The following is a 16255-nucleotide window of genomic DNA, read 5'->3' as shown; positions in this document are numbered from 1 at the left end:
AATGGTGGGTGGTCCGGGGGCTGCTATGCAGCCCGGTTGCCGGTGAGCGCGGTCCCTGTGGGAGCTGGCTTGCCGGCGATGGAGCGCAAAGCGCGCCCGAAGGCCTCAATACACCGGCAAGCGCAGGGTATTTCATGCTGTATTCGCTTCAGGCACTGCGGGCGTTCGCCGCCTGGGTGGTGGTGTGCCACCATTTCATGCAGATCTTCTTCGATTTCCACGCCACCGGTCCTGTGGGCCAACTGCTCACCGACCGTGGTGCCGTGGGTGTCGACATCTTCTTCGTCATCAGCGGGCTGGTCATCTACCTGTCGACCCGCGACAAAACCATCGAACCGCGCCAGTTCCTGCTCAATCGGGTGCTGCGTATCGTCCCTGCCTACTGGTTTTACACCGCGTTGATGGCCGCTTTGCTGCTGGCCTTCAGCCAATGGATGCCACATCAGGAATTCGCCTGGCATCACATGCTCCTGTCAATGCTGTTCATCCCGGCGGAAAACCCCGGTGGCTATGGCCTGTACCCGACCCTGAATGTGGGCTGGACGCTGAACTTCGAGATGTTCTTCTACCTGCTGTTCGGTTTGGCCTTCCTGGTACGCCAACGGCATCACCTGCTGCTGGTTACCGCCGCACTGTTACTGGTCAGTGAGGTGCTGGGCCGGCTGGGTGTGCTCAGCCGCTTCTACAACAACGACATCATCTACGAGTTCCTGCTCGGCATCGGCCTGGGTGTGTTGTACCGCCGTGGCCTGATCCGCCAGGGGCGTTGGCTGCCGCTGGTGGTGCTGGGGGTGGCGGGCCTGGCCATCTATCACTTGGATGCGTCCCAGCGCTTGCTGCACTGGGGCGTGCCGAGCGCCATGATCGTGCTGGCCTTCATCGCCCTGGAACCGGCCTTCCAGGGCAACCGGCTGCTCAAGGCCTTGGGCGACTGTTCGTATTCGGTGTACCTGGTTCATGTGCTGGTGCTGTACGCCGGCTGGTTCGCTAGCGAGCGGCTGCATTTGAACCCATACCTGGTGTTCGCCCTGTGCGTACCGTCCATTGGACTAATGTCGTGGTTCAGCTACCAGTGGCTGGAGCGCGGCCTGTACCGGCGCATGCAGGCCTGGCTGGCGGCGCCACGGGGGCAGGCCGCGGAATATGCGCTTTCCCGAGTCAAATGCTAGGACTTTGTTCGAGGAGCCGGTTGGCGTACACTTGGCGGCAAGTCTGTGAGGAACCTACATGAGCGATATAACCATTACCGACGCCGCCCATGACTACCTGGCCGATCTGCTTTCCAAGCAGAACACGCCTGGCATCGGCATTCGAATTTTCATCACCCAGCCGGGCACTCAGTACGCAGAGACGTGCATTGCCTATTGCAAGCCGGGCGAAGAGAAGCCTGACGACACCGCCGTGGGTCTGAAGAGCTTCACCGCTTACCTGGACGCAGTCAGCGTGCCGTTCCTGGAAGACGCACTGGTCGACTACGCCACCGACCGCATGGGTGGCCAGCTGACCATCAAGGCACCGAACGCCAAGGTGCCGATGGTCAACGAAGACAGCCCGATCAACGAGCGTATCAACTACTACCTGCAGACCGAGATCAACCCCGGGCTGGCCAGCCACGGTGGCCAGGTCAGTCTGGTGGACGTGGTCGACGACGGCATCGCGGTGCTGCAGTTCGGTGGTGGTTGCCAAGGCTGCGGCCAGGCCGATGTTACCCTGAAGGAAGGCATCGAGCGCACCTTGCTCGAGCGTATTCCGGAGCTGAAGGGCGTGCGTGACGTGACTGACCACACCCAGAAAGAGAACGCCTACTACTAACGCCGATGCACCTGCATGGCTTGTGTAAGGGCGGCTCTCTTAGCAACAAACTGTTACGGTTTCAACCCCTGCGACAACAGGCCGCAGCCCGTATTCAAAGGGCTGCAGGCCATACCCGCGTTCGTCGGGTAGAACCGCTTTGGGTGTCATGCAAGAATGCCCCGGTTTTTCAGCCGGCCCGTCCCGAGGGCCGGCACCTTCCCTGTAAAGGATGGTTTCATGAATGATCTATTTACCCGGCGCGCGGTTGTCGCCGGGATGGGCGTTCTCGGGCTTGGCCTGCTGGCAGGCTGCAGCCCGGCCCGCGGGCTCGAGTTCAAGTACGGCAAGAACATGAGCAACGAGATCCTTGGGCGCAAGTTCCGCCTCAAGGACCCGCAAGGCAATGTGCGCACCCTGTCGAGCTTCTACGGCAGCATGCCGATGATCTTCTTCGGGTTCACCCAGTGCCCGGCGGTTTGCCCGACCACCCTGGCGCGCGCGGCACAAATCCGCAAACTGCTGCGCGGTCGTGACCGCGACCTGTTCCAGGTGGTGTTCATCACCTTGGACCCGGAGCGCGACACCCCCGAAGTGCTCGATGCCTACGTCAAGGCCTTCGACCCGTCGTTCACCGCACTCACTGGCACCCCCGAAGAAATCGCGGAAGTGGCCAAGGAGTTCAAGGTGTTCTACGAGAAGGTCCCGGCCGGTGACACCTATACCATTTCTCACTCGTCCACCAGCTACGTCTACGATACGCGTGGCACCCTGCGCCTGAGCCTGGGCCATTCCCTGAATGCCAAGGAATGCGCCGAAGACCTGGTCACCCTGATGGAGATCTGCTGAATGTCGATGCAACCGATCAAACGCGGCCTGGCTGCCCTGGCACTGATGGGTCTGGCCCTGCCGGCCCTGGCGCAGACTACCGTGAGCGATGCCTGGGTCCGTGCCAGCGTGCCGCACCAGCAGTCCACCGGTGCCTTTATGACCCTGACCGCCAGCAGCGATAGCAAGCTGGTGAGCGTGGCTTCGCCCGTGGCCAAGACCGTGCAGGTGCACGAGATGACCATGAACGGCGACGTGATGGGCATGCGTGAGGTGAAGGCTGTCGAGTTGCCGGCCGGCAAGGCCGTGACCCTGGACCCGAATGGCCTGCATGTGATGCTGATGGGCCTGAACAATCAGGTAAAGGAAGGCGATAAAGTGCCGCTGACCCTTACCATCGAAGATGCAAAAGGTGCCAAGGAAACACTGGACGTGCAGGCAGAAGTGCGCCCGCTCAACGCCGAGGCTGGCGGTGGGCATGACCACATGCACATGAAGCACTGACAGACCAAAGGGCCGCGCTTAGCGGCCCTTTTCTTTTTCAGCGGCGCCTTTCAGCTTCGAAAGCGCGGCAGCGGCCTGTCGAGCGTCAGCGAGGTCAGGGTCTTTCGAACCTGAGCCTCATCGGCCTCCAGTGCCTTCAGGCTGGCGCGGATCTTGCCGGCGGCGGGCACATCGCCCTGCCGGTCGATCCAGTCGGCAATCTCCTTGCAGGCACTGTTCAGGCAGGCCTGGCGCTGGTTCATCAGCGACAGGAGGGTGGTGAGCTCTCTTTCGGACATGGCAGGATCCTCCATTCAGCCTTGTCAGTGTAGCAGAGGGTTGGCGGGGCTCCCGTTGCCTCTGCAGGAGTTGCCGAAGAGGCGAAAATGAACGCTCCATTGCCCAAGTAACACCGAGTTACTGTTTTGGGCGAATAAACACAGTGTTTAAACCGATGCCGCTACGCGGCATGGGGTATCAACCTTAACTGCTTGATCTGGTGTGCTGCATAGTTCTGTCATGCAGTGTTGCAGACCTAGGCCCGCTTTCGGCATCGGTTGACGCGTGTAGGAATATTCTCAGCCTGATTCTTCCTGCGCTGGCCGTGCCCGCTATGGTTACAACTTCAGCATTGAGCCCGGTGGTGGATGAACTCTAAAGTCAGTCGACCTAAACCGCTGGCTCAGGAATACAGCCATTATGCAGGCGTTGAGTCGTAACCCCGGAACACGTTCTCTGGCGTTGGGCTATTGCTTTTCCAAATGTGGTGAATTTGCCTTCGAAGCTGCGTTTGCCGTGGCAATCGTGTCCATGACCGAGGCGGATCTGCTTTTGATTGGCATCGCCTATTTCTTCCGCTACTTGCCGAGCATGGTGTTTTCACCCTTGGGGGGCTGGCTGGCAGATAACGCAGACAAGAAACGAACACTATTTGCGGTCGAGGCGGCCAAAGGTCTGCTGGCACTTGCCTTCTTTACCTTGTTCAGCTTGTCCTCACCCGTGTTGCCCGTCCTGGTCGGCCTTGCGATGCTGATGACAGCGCTCGAATGCCTTTATGTGCCTGCGTTTCGCGCGTACTTTCCGGACCTTGTCGAAAAGGCCCAGCTGGCCTCGGTGAACAGCGCTATCCAGGTGATCGAGGATGCTGCCTCGATTATCGGGCCGTTGGTGTTTTCGGCATGTGTGTTACTGCTGACTCGCGAAGCAACCTTTTTGTTCTTTGCGGGGTGCCTGGTGTTGTCGGCCATTTCCATCGCTACCCTGGGGCCTGCCAGGCAGAGCGCCCGGCAGGCATTCGATGGTCGCGCCATAGTCCGGGATGCGGCGCGCAGTGTCAGTCAGCTCAGGGTCAGCAATGCGCCTTTGTTTGCTGTTATTGGCTGCACCACGCTCTGTGCGATGTTCGCCACCTCGGTGATTCGCTTTATCCTTCCTGCGTCAGTGCTGGAACACTTTGTCTCTGAAGCGGCGGTGGGCTACGTATTCTCACTGCTTGCGGCAGGCACTGTGTTGGGTGGCGTGCTCTACACACGCTTCAACCCGCGCACCACCGCACGATTGGTGGTGCGTTACTGGGTGCTGTACGGTGCACTGTTTTTTGCTGCAGCCGTGGCACTGCAATTCAACAACTGGCTGTTCCTGCTTATGTTGTTCCTGGTCGGCTTCATGGGTGCATTTGTCGATATCGCTATCGTGACCAACATCCAGTGTTTGTCGAGCGAGCATGAAGTTGGCCGGAATTTTTCCCTCTACTACTTTACTGCCGTCATTGGTGACGCCGTGTCAGGGCTGGTTGCCAGCCTGGTCTTTGTGCTTGCGGGGCCGGCCACCTTGGTCTGGATGACGTTCATGCTGTTCATCGCGCCAGTACGCTGGAACCTGAAAGCACATTCCCTGGATGGCGACAATCGTGGATAGCCCGACGCGCGGTGTGGCGCATGGGGCAAGCTTGAGTTGGCTTCAGGCGGGTAATACAGATTGAGCGCATGCCTGCCGATACGCCCCCGGCGTAACCCCATACGCCTGCTTGAACTGCCGGCTCAAATGGCTCTGGTCAGCAAAACCAAGGTCGAACGCCACCTCCGAGGCGGCCAGGCCGCTCTTCAGCATTTCCCGGGCGCGGGCCAGGCGCCGCTGCTTCAGCCAGGCGTGCGGCGGCTGGCCGGTGGCTTGGCGAAACACCCGGGCGAAGTGGAAGGGTGACAGGTTGACGGCCGCCGCCAGCGCTTCGAGCGAGGGTGGGTCGGCCAATTGGCTTTCCAGCAGTTCGCGGGCGCGGGCCACGGCCAGTGGTTCGTGGCCTGGGGCCGAGGGTTCGGCGCATTGCCCGTGGCGTTGCACCAGGGCCAGCACCGCCTGGCGCCAGGCGGTCTGTTGCTGCAGGGCGCTGGCGCCGTTTTCGGACAACTGATGCAGCTGGCTGAAGGCGATGGCCAGGGCCGGGTCGTGGATCACGCTGTCCTTGAAGCTGGGCATGCCGTGGCGGCCCAGTTCCAGTTCGTCCAGTACACCGGTGACCCGCTCGTGCTCGGGGTAGAAGCCGCGATAGCGCCAGCCCGCCTCATGGGCGGTGGCGCCGGTATGCAGCTCGTCGGGGTTGATCAGCACCATGCTGCCGACCGGCGCCAGGTGCTCGCTGCCGCGGTGCCAGAAGCGCTGGGCGCCGGATTCGATCACCGTGAACACATAGCCTTCATGCACATGCGGGGCGAAGCGCTGCTGGAAGTAGCGCGCGTGCAGCATCTCGACGTCGCCCAGGGCCGGCGCCTGCCAGAGGTGTGTCTGCTCGCGCAGGGGCGTGGTCATGCCAGCCAGCTGCGCAGAAGGAAGAAGATCAGCATGCTCACCAGCATGCTCAGCAACACGCTGCGGGTCAACAGTACCAGGGCGATGGCCACCAGTGAACCGAGCAGGTAGGGGTTTAGCAGGCTCAGGTTGAGCTGGTGGTCGGGCATGAAGATGATCGGGCCGCAGATGGCGGTGAGCATGCCGGGCACGGCAAAGCCGAGGAACTGCCGGGCATTGGAGCTCAGGCGCAAGGGCAGGCGTGGCTCAAGGAACGCGTAGCGGTTCAGGAACACAATGGCGCCCATGGCGAAAATCAGGATCCAGGTCATGCGCGGGCTCCGGCAAACTTCTGGCAGATGAACCCGGCGCTCATGCCCAGCAGGCCTGCAGCCACCAAGGCGGCCTCCCAATGCCAGTAGCTGAACAGCACCGAGCAGAACAGCGACACGGCTACACACACCACGGTAGCCAGGTTGCGCACCAGCGGCGCGATCAGGGCGACGAAGGTGGCTACGATGGAAAAATCCAGGCCGAGTTGGTCGAGGTGGGGAATGTTCTGGCCCAGCAGGATGCCGGCCAGGGTGAACAGGTTCCAGGCAACGTAGAACGTCAGGCCTACCCCCAGGGCATACCAGCGGTTGAATTGCTGCTGGTCGTACTTGCTGGTCAACGCGAAGAACTCGTCGGTCAGCAGGAAGCCCAGGCCCAACCGCCAGCGCAATGGCTGGCTGGACAGCACCGGGCGCATCGACAGGCCATAAAGCAGGTGCTGCGAGGTCAGCAGCAGGGTGGTGAGCAGGATCGACGCCAGGTTGGCGCCGCCCTTGAGCATGCCAATGGCAACCAGTTGCGCGGCACCGGCGAAGACGATGGCCGATAGCCCTTGCCCCTGCCAGGCACTGAGGTTGGCCTCGATGGCCATGGAGCCGGCCAGCAGGCCCCAGGGGGCGACGGCCAGGGACAACGGCATGATGGCGATGGCGCCGTGGAGGAAGGCTTGGCGAGCGATGTGGGGCATGATGGCTGCAATGCGTGTACGAGGCAGATCAGCATGCCAGACGGGGCGGGGGATGGCTTGAACGATCTTGCTGATCGGGTTTGATTTCAAGGCAAACACAAGCCCTGTAGGAGCAGCCTTGTGCTGCGAAGAGGTCATTGCAGCCGAAAACAATCTTTAGCCTTACCGGCCTCATCGCAGCACAAGGCTGCTCCTACAGTGATCGCGCGGAATCCAAAGTTTGGGTGAGACAGTTGCCCGACAGGGACCGCGTCTGGCAGAGGATCACGGGTGGCGGGTCAGGTGTTGTTGCGCCGTCACGCAGCCGTTGATGTCCACGGCTTTCTGCAGCAGGCTCAGGCGGTGCGGTGGGTCCAGGTCGCCGAGCAGGCGGTACACCTCGGCCTGGTAGTCGCGCTGGCGCCCCCACAACATTTGCAAGCCTTCTGGCCGGCTGCGGCTGCAGGCCAGGCGGGTCGTCGGTTGCGGGTAGTAGGGGGCGTACACGGTGGCCATGCTGGGGATGGCCTCCAGCGCCGCACGGTATTCGCTGCTGGCATTGTAGGGCCGGCACCAGGTGGCGATCGCTGGCGCGGGTGCGGCAAACCCCTGCTTGAGACTGGCTTCGAGCAACGGACAAGCGGCATCCGGAATTTGCGCGGCGGGCAGGTAAGTCATGTAGTACAGCGCCAGGCGGTACTGGGCGACCGGATGGCCCAGCTCTACCGACTTTTTCAACAGGGCAACCGCTGTCGGCAGCGTATGGGCCATGGCCTGGCCCTGGCGGCTAAGCTCGGGATCGCCGCCCAAGGCGGTGCGCAGGGTACTGGTATCGTCGCCCTGGTTATCGGCCTGCTCCAGCAGCGGCAAGGCCTGGCGATAGAGCAGGTCGGCGTGAGGGTCGATGCGCACCTCCAGCGCGTGCGCAGCCAGCGGCATCAGGGCGGCCAACAGCGGGGGCAGGCGTCGCATGCGGCTCACAGGCAAGCCCCGTGGGCGGCCAGGCAAGGATGGGCGGCTTCGATGTTAATGGCGGTCAAGCGTACGCCTCTGGAAAATCGGAACGACGGCCTATTCTAGCCACCCAATGGGGGTGGCCGGAAGACCAGTCGACAACTGTCAGACGAGCTTGATCGGCGTGACCTTGCGTTGAGCGTGTTTTTCCTGGGCCAGGCCAAGCTTGGCGGTAATGACCTTGGCCAGGGCGTTGTTGCCCAGGTCGTTCAGGTGCAGGCGGTCGATGAACAGGTCGGCGCCGAACACTGGCGAGCTGCTGAGCATGCCGTTCATGTCATAGCAGGGCACCGGGTCGGCCTGGCTTTTGATGCGGCGGAAGAAGGCCGAGTGCAACTGGCTGTCGAATGCGCCGTCCAGCAGCCGGTCGAAGTTTGCCGGTTGTTGTTCCAGCGCGGCCAGCATGGCCTGCTCGCCAGCAGGCAGGGTGTCCCGGCACCAGGGCAGCAACGGCTGCAGGATGAAGGTGAGGGTAGCGTGGCTGTCTGCCAGCAGCCGGTCCCACTGACGCAAGGTGCGGCCAATGCTGTCGGCCGCGCGGGCCAGGCGCTTTTCCGGGGGCGAAAGCGGCCAGATGACCGGAGCTTGGGCCGCAGGCATGGTCAGGGCCTGGCCGATGCGCCGCCACAGTGACGGCCTGCGGGGTGGTGCGGCAGGCTGCAGGCCTTCGCTGAAACTGTTGAGAAAAGCCTGGTAGGCCTTGGCGTGCAGTGGGTTGTTGGGGCTGCCGAGCACTTCACTCAGCGCTTCGTGGGCCAGGCTGTTGAGGCCGCTGAGCACCACCACGTGGCCGAGCTGGCCAAGGCGGTGCTGGTGAGTCAGGAACATAAGCAGCTCCTGGCTGGCATTGAGCCCGCAACCGGCCAGGCTCAGCCAGACCTCGCCGGTGAGCGCCGACAGGTGCGAGGCCACCGTGTGTTCGTCGGAGCTGGCGCCGATGCCCAAGGCCGTGGAGCCGCCGACCAGCAGGTTGATACGTGAAGCGCCGCCGCGTTCGGCCGCCGAAAAACGCTTCCCGGCGCAATGGCTGTAGCGCAGGCCAAGGGCATCTGTGTTGATGGTGCCGGAGCGGTAGCCGGTTTCATGCACGTGCACAGTGTGCGGCGCACGGCGGCTGCCCAGCAGCAGAAAGCGCTGGTAGTCCTGTTGCAGCGGCGAACGAGGCGGGCTCATATCAGTCGCTGTCATGGTCTTTCCTTCTGTTGCAACGGGCACTTCGCATCAGGGTCAGGCCGCCAGTTCGTTAAGGTTGTACAGCAGGCCGCCGGCGGCGATCAGCAGCAGGGCAACGCCCGAAGCCAGGCTGATCACGCGGTTGCTGCGCTGCGAGGCGATTTTGCCGATGGCGAAGATGTACAGGCTGAGCACGGCGAAGTCGATGGCCACCCACAGCAGCGACAACACCACCATGCTTTTGCCGAACGACTCGGTGATCTGGATGAACTGTGGGAAGAAGGCGATGAAGAAGATGATGTCCTTGGGGTTGGAAATACCCACCATGAAGCCTTGCAGCAGCCCGCCACGCGCGGCCTTGGGCGCCTCGCTCGCCGCCTCCGGGGCCGGCGCCTGCAGGGCGTCCCTCAGCGTGCCCACGGCGATGTAGCCGATGAACAGGCAACCCAACAGGCTCATGGTGCTGAGCCATGCCTTGTCGATGGCGGCGCTGGTGAGGATGATCCAGGCTGCGGCGCCGATCAGCACCAGTGAGGCCCAGTTGGTGCCAACGGCGGTGAACATGGCCTTGCGCGAGCCGGAGGCAGCCGCAGTGTTGACGATCAGCGCCACCACCGGGCCGGGGGTGGCGATGAGCAGCAGGACGGTAAGGGCATAGGTGAAGGTGAGTGCGGTATTCACGGTCAGTTCTCGATCAGTAAGTCGGGTGTCGCAGGGTGTGCGGCATGTGCGTGGAACGGGCAGCGTGACGGGTTGAGCGAGCCTGTCTCCTGCAGTTGGTATTGCTTCCATTCGTAGTTGTCGGTGTCGCCGAAAAAGCCAAGGGTGTCGGGCATGACGCCGTCGTTGTAGTGGTGCACGCGCTCGCGTATGCGCTCGCGGATGCGTTTGCCACTCTCGGTGTTGGCGTTGGCCACTTCGTCGAAGTTCGCCCGTGGATTGATGACGAAGGTGATGTGATGCCCCAGGTTGCGGCTTTTCATCTGCTGGTGGCCGGGGAAGTTCATGTTGATGAACAAGGGCATGCCGGCATAGCAGAACGACCAGCCGTTGTCGTCGGGGTCGGTGGGCATGCCCTGCGGCCAGGGGTGCGGGTCGCGCGCATGCACGCCACGCAGCACCTTCCAGGCCAGCGCCTGCTGTTCGGCCAGGGTGTAATCGGCGGCGGTTTCGAGAAACACCACCAGTGGGCTGCCGATGCGCTGCTTGGGTGTGATCGGGGCGACGGTACCCACGTAGTCAGCCAGGCCCTGGGCGATGTCATCGGCCAGTTGCTCGGCGCGGGCGAAGAGGATGTGGCAGGTTTCGCCATTTACCGCCTTGCGGCCGAACAGGCAAGGGAAGTCGGGGTTGGCGAGGATACTGCGAAAGTGTTCTATGGTTTTGAAGGTCCAGTGTTGCGTATTGCATCCATGTTCAACGGCCTGCTCTAGCGCATCCAGGCGATAGCAATTTCCATATCCCGTAAACATGATTTCCCCAGGCGTTGATTAAGTGAACGTTCCAGTCATATGCAGGCAGGATCTTGGTTATGTTTATTATTTACCTGCATTTTCCGAGACGCTCTCGACGTTGTAAAACGCGTGGAACTATGACCTACTATTAGTCTTGTTCATGCTCGGGACGTCGCCATGTCGGAACGGATTCAGGCCTTGCACGCCCTGCGTGCCTTCGAGGTGGCCTCTCGCTATGGCTCTTTTACCCGTGCGGCGGAAGAACTGGCCCTGACCCAGGGGGCGGTCAGCCATCACATCAAAACCCTGGAAGCCCTGTTTGGCTGCGACCTGTTCGAGCGGCGTGGCCCGAAACTGAGCCTGACCGAGCACGGGCGCCTGCTGTCGCAAGAGCTGAAGGTTGGTTTCAAGATCATCGAAAATGCCTGCGCGTTGCTGCGCCAGGACCGCTACGGCCTGCGCCTGAAGGCGCCGTCAACGCTCACCATGCGCTGGCTGTTGCGGGCGCTGGATGCGTTCAAGAAGGCCGATGACAACTGCAGCGTGCAACTGTCCAGCGTGTGGATGGATATCGACACCGTGGACTTCTATTCCGAGCCCTACGACTGCGCCATCCTGTTGGCCAGCGGGCGTTTTCCCGCTGATATCGAGAGTTTCAAGCTGTTCGATGAATGGCTGATCCCGGTGTGCCAGCCCGATTACATGCCACAGGCTCAACCGGCCATGGCGGACCTGGCCCAATGCGAGTTCCTGCACCCGTCACCCGACCGGCGCGACTGGCGGCGCTGGCTGGCGCGGATGGGCGCACTGGAGATCAGCATCGACCAGGGGCAAGTGTTCGATACGCTCGACCAGGGCATTTCGGCTGCCCAGCAAGGCCTGGGTATTTCGGTGGTCGACCTGGTGCTGGCCAGTGCCGACCTGCAGGCCGGGCGCCTGGCCACGCCGTTCAAGCACGCAGTGGCCACCGGTGACGGGTACTACATGACCTGGCTAAAGGCCAGCCCAAAAGCGCGGCAGATGCACAAGCTGCGCGACTTCCTGCTGGGCCAGGTTCCACCACTGGCCTACAAGGACATCAACTACCTGTACGGTTGAACACCCGCTCGAGCATGAAATCGATGAACACCCGCAACTTCGGCGGCATCTGCCGCCCGGACGGCCACAGCAGATAGAAGCTGCCGCGCCGTTCCATGAAGTCGTCGAGCACACTGACCAGCGAGCCATTGGCCAATTCACGACCCACGTTGAAGTCCGGCAGACAGGTAATGCCGCGGTGGTTCAAGGCAAAGCAGACGCGTGTTTCGACGTGGTTGCAGACCATCGAGATGGGGATGTCATAGGCTTGCTCGGGATGCTCCTGGCGCAGCGGCCAGGTTTCCAGCTTGCCGTTGCTGGGGAATCGATAGTGCAGGCAGGTATGCGCCGCCAGGTCGCGTGGGTGCAAGGGTGTGCCGCGTTCGCGCAGGTACTCGGGCGAGGCCACCAGGCGGTGCTGAAAGTGCCCGAGGAATTTGGCGCTGAGCCGGGAGTCCACCGGCTGCCCGCCGCGCATCACCACATCGAAGCCTTCGCCGACGATATCCACCATGCGGTCGGAGAAGTCCAGGTCCAGTTCAACCTGTGGGTACAGTGCCATGAACTCGGCCAGTGCCGGCATTACCAGTCTGGTCACCTGCGGCATGCTCACCCGCAGGCGCCCGCGCGGCGTTTCGCTGGCCTGCGACAGTTCCTGCTCGGTGGCCTCTATTTCGGCTAGGATGCGCCGGCTGCGCTCGAGGAACATCGTGCCTTCGGCGGTGAGGGTAATGCTGCGTGTGCTGCGGTGGAACAGGCGCACGCCCAGGCGGCTTTCCAGGCGCGCCACGCGTTTGCCCACGGCCGAGGCAGTGATGCCCAGCGACTGGCCGGCGGCGACGAAGCTGCGGGTTTCGGCCACCCGATTGAAAACCACGAAGCCGCTGAGGCTGTCCATGTTGCATTCCTGATTGCGGACATGAATGTCCTGGGTGAGCGGCATTGTAACCGTCTTTTTCCGCAGTGGCCTTGCTTGCAGACTGTCCGCCTTGTTTTCCCACTCAAGGCAATTGCAATGTCCCAGACATCCTCCCCACCGTTGCTGGACGCCAGCAGCGAGCGTCTGCCCGTCAGCGGGCTGCTGGCGCTGGCCATGACTGGCTTTATCGCCATCCTCAGCGAAACCCTGCCGGCGGGCTTGCTCGACCAGATCGCCAACGGCATGCACATCAGCCAGGCCATGGCCGGGCAATGGGTCACGGCGTATGCCTTGGGCTCGTTACTGACCGCCATCCCGTTGGTTACGTTGACCCAAGGCTGGTATCGGCGCCGGGCGCTGTTGCTGGCGATCCTCGGCTTCGTGCTGTTCAACGGGCTGACGGCCTTGTCGGGCTCCAACAGCCTGACCCTGGTGCTGCGCTTTTTCACGGGGGCTGCGGCCGGCCTGGCATGGGGCCTGATCGCGGGCCATGCCCGGCGCATGGTGCCGGCACCGTTGCAGGGCCGCGCCATGGCGTTGGCGATGCTCGGGCAGCCGATTGCGCTGTCGCTCGGGCTGCCCATTGCCACCTGGCTGGGCGCTGGGCTGGGCTGGCGTGCAACGTTTGTGCTGGTCACCCTGGTGGCGTTGCTACTGGTGGTGTGGGTGCTGCGCTCGGTGCCGGAGTACCCGGGGCATGCCGCTGGCAAGCGCCCGGCGGCCATGCAGGTGTTGCGCACGCCGGGGGTGTTGATCGTGCTGCTGGTGATCCTGACCTGGATCCTTGGCCACAACATCCTCTACACCTACCTTGTGCCGCTGCTGGCGGCGGCAGGCATGGCTGGGGAAATTGGGGCGGTGCTGATGGTGTTCGGCCTTTCGGCGCTGGCCGGGATCGGCCTGGTGGGGATGCTGGTCGACCGACACCTGCGCAAGCTGGTGTTGCTGAGTTTGGCCGGTTTTGCCTTGGCCACGCTGGCATTGGGGCAGGCGTCGTCGTGGTTCATGTACCTGAGCATCGCCCTGTGGGGCTTGACCTACGGTGGCGCACCGACCCTGCTGCAGACCGCCTGTGCCGATGCGGCGGGCGAGGGCGGGGATGTGGCGCAATCGATGCTGGTGACAGTGTGGAACAGCGCTATCGCCTTGGGCGGGATCGTGGGTGGCGCGTTGCTCGTCGGGGGCGGGACCGAGGCCTTTGGCGGGGTGGTGTTGGCATTGATCGCGGTGGCCTTGTTGCTGACCTGGGCGGCGCGCAGAAGTGGCTTCGTGGCGGGGGCCCGCTAGCGTAGAATTGCGTTTTTCAGCAGAGGTCGACGCAGTGGAGTTGCAGCAGGGTTTTGTGCTGACCCGTCATTGGCATGACACGCCCGAAGGCACCTGCGTGGAGTTCTGGCTGGCAACCGATCAGGGACCACGGCAGCTACGCCTGGCGCCACAGGTCTCGGTGGCGTTCATTGCGCAGACGCATGAGGCGCATGCGCGGGTGTTGCTGGCCAACGAGCCCGGCGTCGAGCTGCGGCCACTGGCCCTGAAAGACTTCGACCAGCGCCCTGTGCTGGGGTTGTACTGCCGGCAGCACCGGCAACTGATGCAGTTGGAGCAACGCCTGCGTACGGCGGGTGTCGAGGTGTTCGAAGCGGATATCCGCCCACCCGAACGCTACCTGATGGAGCGGTTCATCACTGCTCCGGTGCAGTTCACCGGCCAACCCGATGCCCAAGGCGTCCTCTGCGATGCCCAGCTCAAACCCTCGCCCGGTTATCGCCCGCCGCTGCGCCTGGTGTCGCTGGACATCGAGACCAGCGAGCGTGGCGAGCTGTACAGTATCGCGCTGGAGGGCTGTGGCCAGCGCCAGGTGTACATGCTCGGCCCGGCCAACGGCGATGCCGCCGAGCTTGACTTCGACCTGGAGTATTGCGCCGATCGCGCCGCTTTGATTACCCGGCTCAACCAGTGGATGGCCAGGCATGACCCGGACGCGATCATTGGCTGGAACCTGGTGCAGTTCGACCTGCGCTTGCTGCATGAGCATGCCAAGTCGTTGCAGGTGCCACTGACGCTGGGGCGCAACGGTGCGGCCATGACCCTGCGCAGCCATGCCGGTGGTGGCCACGTTTTTGCCGATGCGCCGGGGCGTTTGCTGATCGATGGCATCGAGGCGTTGCGTTCGGCTACCTGGAGTTTTCCCTCGTTCAGCCTGGAGAACGTCGCCCAGACCCTGCTGGGCGAAGGCAAGGCCATCGACACGCCGTACCAACGCATGGACGAGATCAACCGCCGCTTCGCCCAAGACAAACCGGCCCTGGCGCACTACAACCTGAAGGACTGCGAACTGGTCACGCGCATTTTCGCCCATACCCGGCTGCTCGACTTTCTGCTCGAGCGTGCGTCGGTGACGGGGCTGGCCGTGGACCGCAGCGGTGGGTCGGTAGCTGCGTTCTGTCACTTGTACATTCCACAGATGCACCGTCTTGGGTTTGTCGCGCCCAGCCTTGGCAGCCGCCCTGACGAAGCCAGCCCCGGCGGTTTTGTCATGGATTCGCGGCCGGGGCTTTACGATTCGGTGCTGGTGCTGGACTACAAGAGCCTGTACCCGTCGATCATCCGTACCTTTCTCATTGACCCTGTCGGGCTGATTGAAGGCCTGCGTCTGCCTGACGACGCACATTCGGTCGAGGGTTTTCGCGGTGGGCGTTTTTCACGCACACAGCACTGCCTGCCAGCCATCGTCGAACGGGTGTGGCAGGGCAGGGAAGCAGCCAAGCGCGAGGGCAATGCGCCGCTGTCGCAGGCTTTGAAAATCATCATGAATGCCTTCTATGGCGTGCTGGGTTCCAGCGGTTGCCGTTTCTTCGACCCGCGCCTGGCGTCGTCGATCACCATGCGCGGCCACCAGATCATGCGCCAGACCAGGTCCCTGATCGAGGCGTGTGGCTACGATGTGATCTACGGTGATACCGACTCCACCTTTGTCTGGCTCAAGGGGGCCCACGCCGAGGAGGACGCGGCGCGCATCGGCCGCGAGCTGGTGGCAAAGGTCAACCAATGGTGGCAAGCCCATCTGCACGAGACCATGAACCTGCAGAGCGCCCTCGAACTGCAGTTCGAGGTGCATTACCGGCGCTTCCTGATGCCCACCATCCGCGGTACCGATGAAGGCAGTAAAAAGCGCTATGCCGGCCTGGTGCAGCGGGCCGACGGTTCGCAAGAAATGGTTTACAAGGGCCTGGAATCGGTGCGCACCGACTGGTCACCGCTGGCCCGGCAGTTCCAGCAGGAACTCTACGGCCGTGTGTTCCGCAGCCAGCCCTACCGAGATTATGTCCGCGAGTACGTGCGGCGAACGTTGGCCGGCGAGCAGGACGAACTGCTGGTTTATCGCAAGCGCCTGCGTCGCCCGCTGGCCGACTACCAGCGCAACGTGCCGCCGCATGTGCGTGCCGCACGCCTTGCCGACGAGTACAACAAACGTCTGGGGCGCCCTCTGCAGTACCAGCGTGGGGGCTGGATCAGTTACGTGATCACCACCGCCGGCCCTGAGCCGCTGGAAAACCTGCAGGCACCGATCGACTACGATCACTACATCAGCCGTCAGCTACTGCCGGTGGCCGACGCCATCCTGCCCTTTGTCGGCGATGATTTCGTTCGCCTTACTGACCATCAGTTACTGCTGTTCTGAATGGGTGGTAGATAGCTAGGCGTCAGCATCACGCTGCAGTCTTCAGACTC

At 62.7% G+C, this 16255-nt stretch carries 17 protein-coding genes; 8 read left to right on the top strand and 9 right to left on the bottom strand.

The genetic code is table 11. The annotated features are described in order from the left end of the window. The first annotated feature begins 134 nt into the window (after nt 1-134). The 4 genes from E8E78_RS08280 (at nt 135) to E8E78_RS08265 (ending at nt 3123) form a co-directional block, all read left to right on the top strand. Nucleotides 135-1169, top strand: coding sequence for an acyltransferase (locus E8E78_RS08280; protein WP_049275397.1), 1035 nt, complete (start codon nt 135-137; stop codon nt 1167-1169). Between the two features lie 58 nt (nt 1170-1227). Further along, the gene (gene nfuA, locus E8E78_RS08275) at nt 1228-1812 is read left to right on the top strand and encodes a Fe-S biogenesis protein NfuA (RefSeq protein WP_016500488.1); all 585 of its coding nucleotides are present in this window, start codon (nt 1228-1230) and stop codon (nt 1810-1812) included. A 219-nt stretch (nt 1813-2031) separates the two neighbouring features. Next, nucleotides 2032-2640, top strand: coding sequence for an SCO family protein (locus E8E78_RS08270; protein ID WP_016500487.1), 609 nt, complete (start codon nt 2032-2034; stop codon nt 2638-2640). After that, nucleotides 2641-3123 (top strand): copper chaperone PCu(A)C, encoded by a 483-nt coding sequence (locus tag E8E78_RS08265; protein WP_016500486.1) that lies wholly within the window; start codon nt 2641-2643, stop codon nt 3121-3123. Between the two features lie 50 nt (nt 3124-3173). Here E8E78_RS08265 and E8E78_RS08260 read toward each other — a convergent pair whose 3' ends face one another. Then, nucleotides 3174-3401 (bottom strand): hypothetical protein, encoded by a 228-nt coding sequence (locus E8E78_RS08260; RefSeq protein ID WP_016500485.1) that lies wholly within the window; start codon nt 3399-3401, stop codon nt 3174-3176. A gap of 400 nt (nt 3402-3801) precedes the next feature. Here E8E78_RS08260 and E8E78_RS08255 point away from each other — a divergent pair, with 400 nt between their 5' ends. Next, nucleotides 3802-5019 carry an MFS transporter gene (locus E8E78_RS08255; RefSeq protein WP_049275398.1) on the top strand — a complete coding sequence of 406 codons (1218 nt, stop codon included), beginning with the start codon at nt 3802-3804 and terminating at the stop codon, nt 5017-5019. Nucleotides 5020-5061: 42 nt separating this feature from the next. Here the strand turns inward: E8E78_RS08255 and E8E78_RS08250 are convergent, their stop codons facing one another. The 7 genes from E8E78_RS08250 to E8E78_RS08220 all read right to left on the bottom strand — a co-directional run bounded on the left by E8E78_RS08250 (nt 5062) and on the right by E8E78_RS08220 (nt 10545). Continuing rightward, complete coding sequence (locus tag E8E78_RS08250; protein WP_049275399.1) at nt 5062-5907, bottom strand: AraC family transcriptional regulator; 846 nt, start codon at nt 5905-5907, stop codon at nt 5062-5064. Continuing rightward, on the bottom strand, nt 5904-6218 hold the full coding sequence (locus E8E78_RS08245; protein ID WP_010953340.1) for an AzlD domain-containing protein: 315 nt from the start codon (nt 6216-6218) through the stop codon (nt 5904-5906). The genes E8E78_RS08250 and E8E78_RS08245 overlap by 4 nt, the downstream gene beginning before the upstream one ends. Further along, entirely contained in the window at nt 6215-6907 is a 693-nt protein-coding gene (locus E8E78_RS08240; protein WP_049275400.1) for an AzlC family ABC transporter permease, read from the bottom strand. The genes E8E78_RS08245 and E8E78_RS08240 overlap by 4 nt, the downstream gene beginning before the upstream one ends. 264 nt (nt 6908-7171) lie before the next feature. Then, nucleotides 7172-7858, bottom strand: a complete 687-nt coding sequence (locus E8E78_RS08235; RefSeq protein WP_065426116.1) for a sel1 repeat family protein — start codon at nt 7856-7858, stop codon at nt 7172-7174. A gap of 147 nt (nt 7859-8005) precedes the next feature. Further along, the gene (locus tag E8E78_RS08230; protein WP_049275266.1) at nt 8006-9088 is read right to left on the bottom strand and encodes a hypothetical protein; all 1083 of its coding nucleotides are present in this window, start codon (nt 9086-9088) and stop codon (nt 8006-8008) included. A gap of 39 nt (nt 9089-9127) precedes the next feature. Beyond that, nucleotides 9128-9754 carry a LysE family translocator gene (locus E8E78_RS08225; protein ID WP_016500479.1) on the bottom strand — a complete coding sequence of 209 codons (627 nt, stop codon included), beginning with the start codon at nt 9752-9754 and terminating at the stop codon, nt 9128-9130. A gap of 2 nt (nt 9755-9756) precedes the next feature. After that, on the bottom strand, nt 9757-10545 hold the full coding sequence (locus E8E78_RS08220) for a YqcI/YcgG family protein (RefSeq protein WP_016500478.1): 789 nt from the start codon (nt 10543-10545) through the stop codon (nt 9757-9759). Between the two features lie 159 nt (nt 10546-10704). On the opposite strand from E8E78_RS08220, the gene E8E78_RS08215 reads away from it, so the two are divergent. Continuing rightward, a complete protein-coding gene (locus E8E78_RS08215) occupies nt 10705-11625 on the top strand; it encodes a LysR substrate-binding domain-containing protein (protein ID WP_049275267.1) in 921 nt (306 codons plus the stop codon). On the opposite strand, the gene E8E78_RS08210 is transcribed toward E8E78_RS08215, so the two are convergent. Further along, the gene (locus E8E78_RS08210) at nt 11606-12502 is read right to left on the bottom strand and encodes a LysR family transcriptional regulator (protein ID WP_049275294.1); all 897 of its coding nucleotides are present in this window, start codon (nt 12500-12502) and stop codon (nt 11606-11608) included. The genes E8E78_RS08215 and E8E78_RS08210 overlap by 20 nt on opposite strands. Before the next feature lie 117 nt (nt 12503-12619). Here E8E78_RS08210 and E8E78_RS08205 point away from each other — a divergent pair, with 117 nt between their 5' ends. Together E8E78_RS08205 and E8E78_RS08200 are read left to right on the top strand one after the other, a co-directional pair. Next, the gene (locus tag E8E78_RS08205; protein WP_049275268.1) at nt 12620-13810 is read left to right on the top strand and encodes an MFS transporter; all 1191 of its coding nucleotides are present in this window, start codon (nt 12620-12622) and stop codon (nt 13808-13810) included. A gap of 34 nt (nt 13811-13844) precedes the next feature. Further along, nucleotides 13845-16205, top strand: a complete 2361-nt coding sequence (locus E8E78_RS08200) for a DNA polymerase II (protein ID WP_049275269.1) — start codon at nt 13845-13847, stop codon at nt 16203-16205. Nucleotides 16206-16255 lie beyond the last annotated feature (50 nt).

It is taken from the genome of Pseudomonas sp. BN505 (assembly GCF_029873175.1).
Taxonomy (GTDB): Bacteria; Pseudomonadota; Gammaproteobacteria; order Pseudomonadales; family Pseudomonadaceae; genus Aquipseudomonas; species Aquipseudomonas putida.
This window is presented reverse-complemented; position numbering and strand designations above follow the sequence as displayed.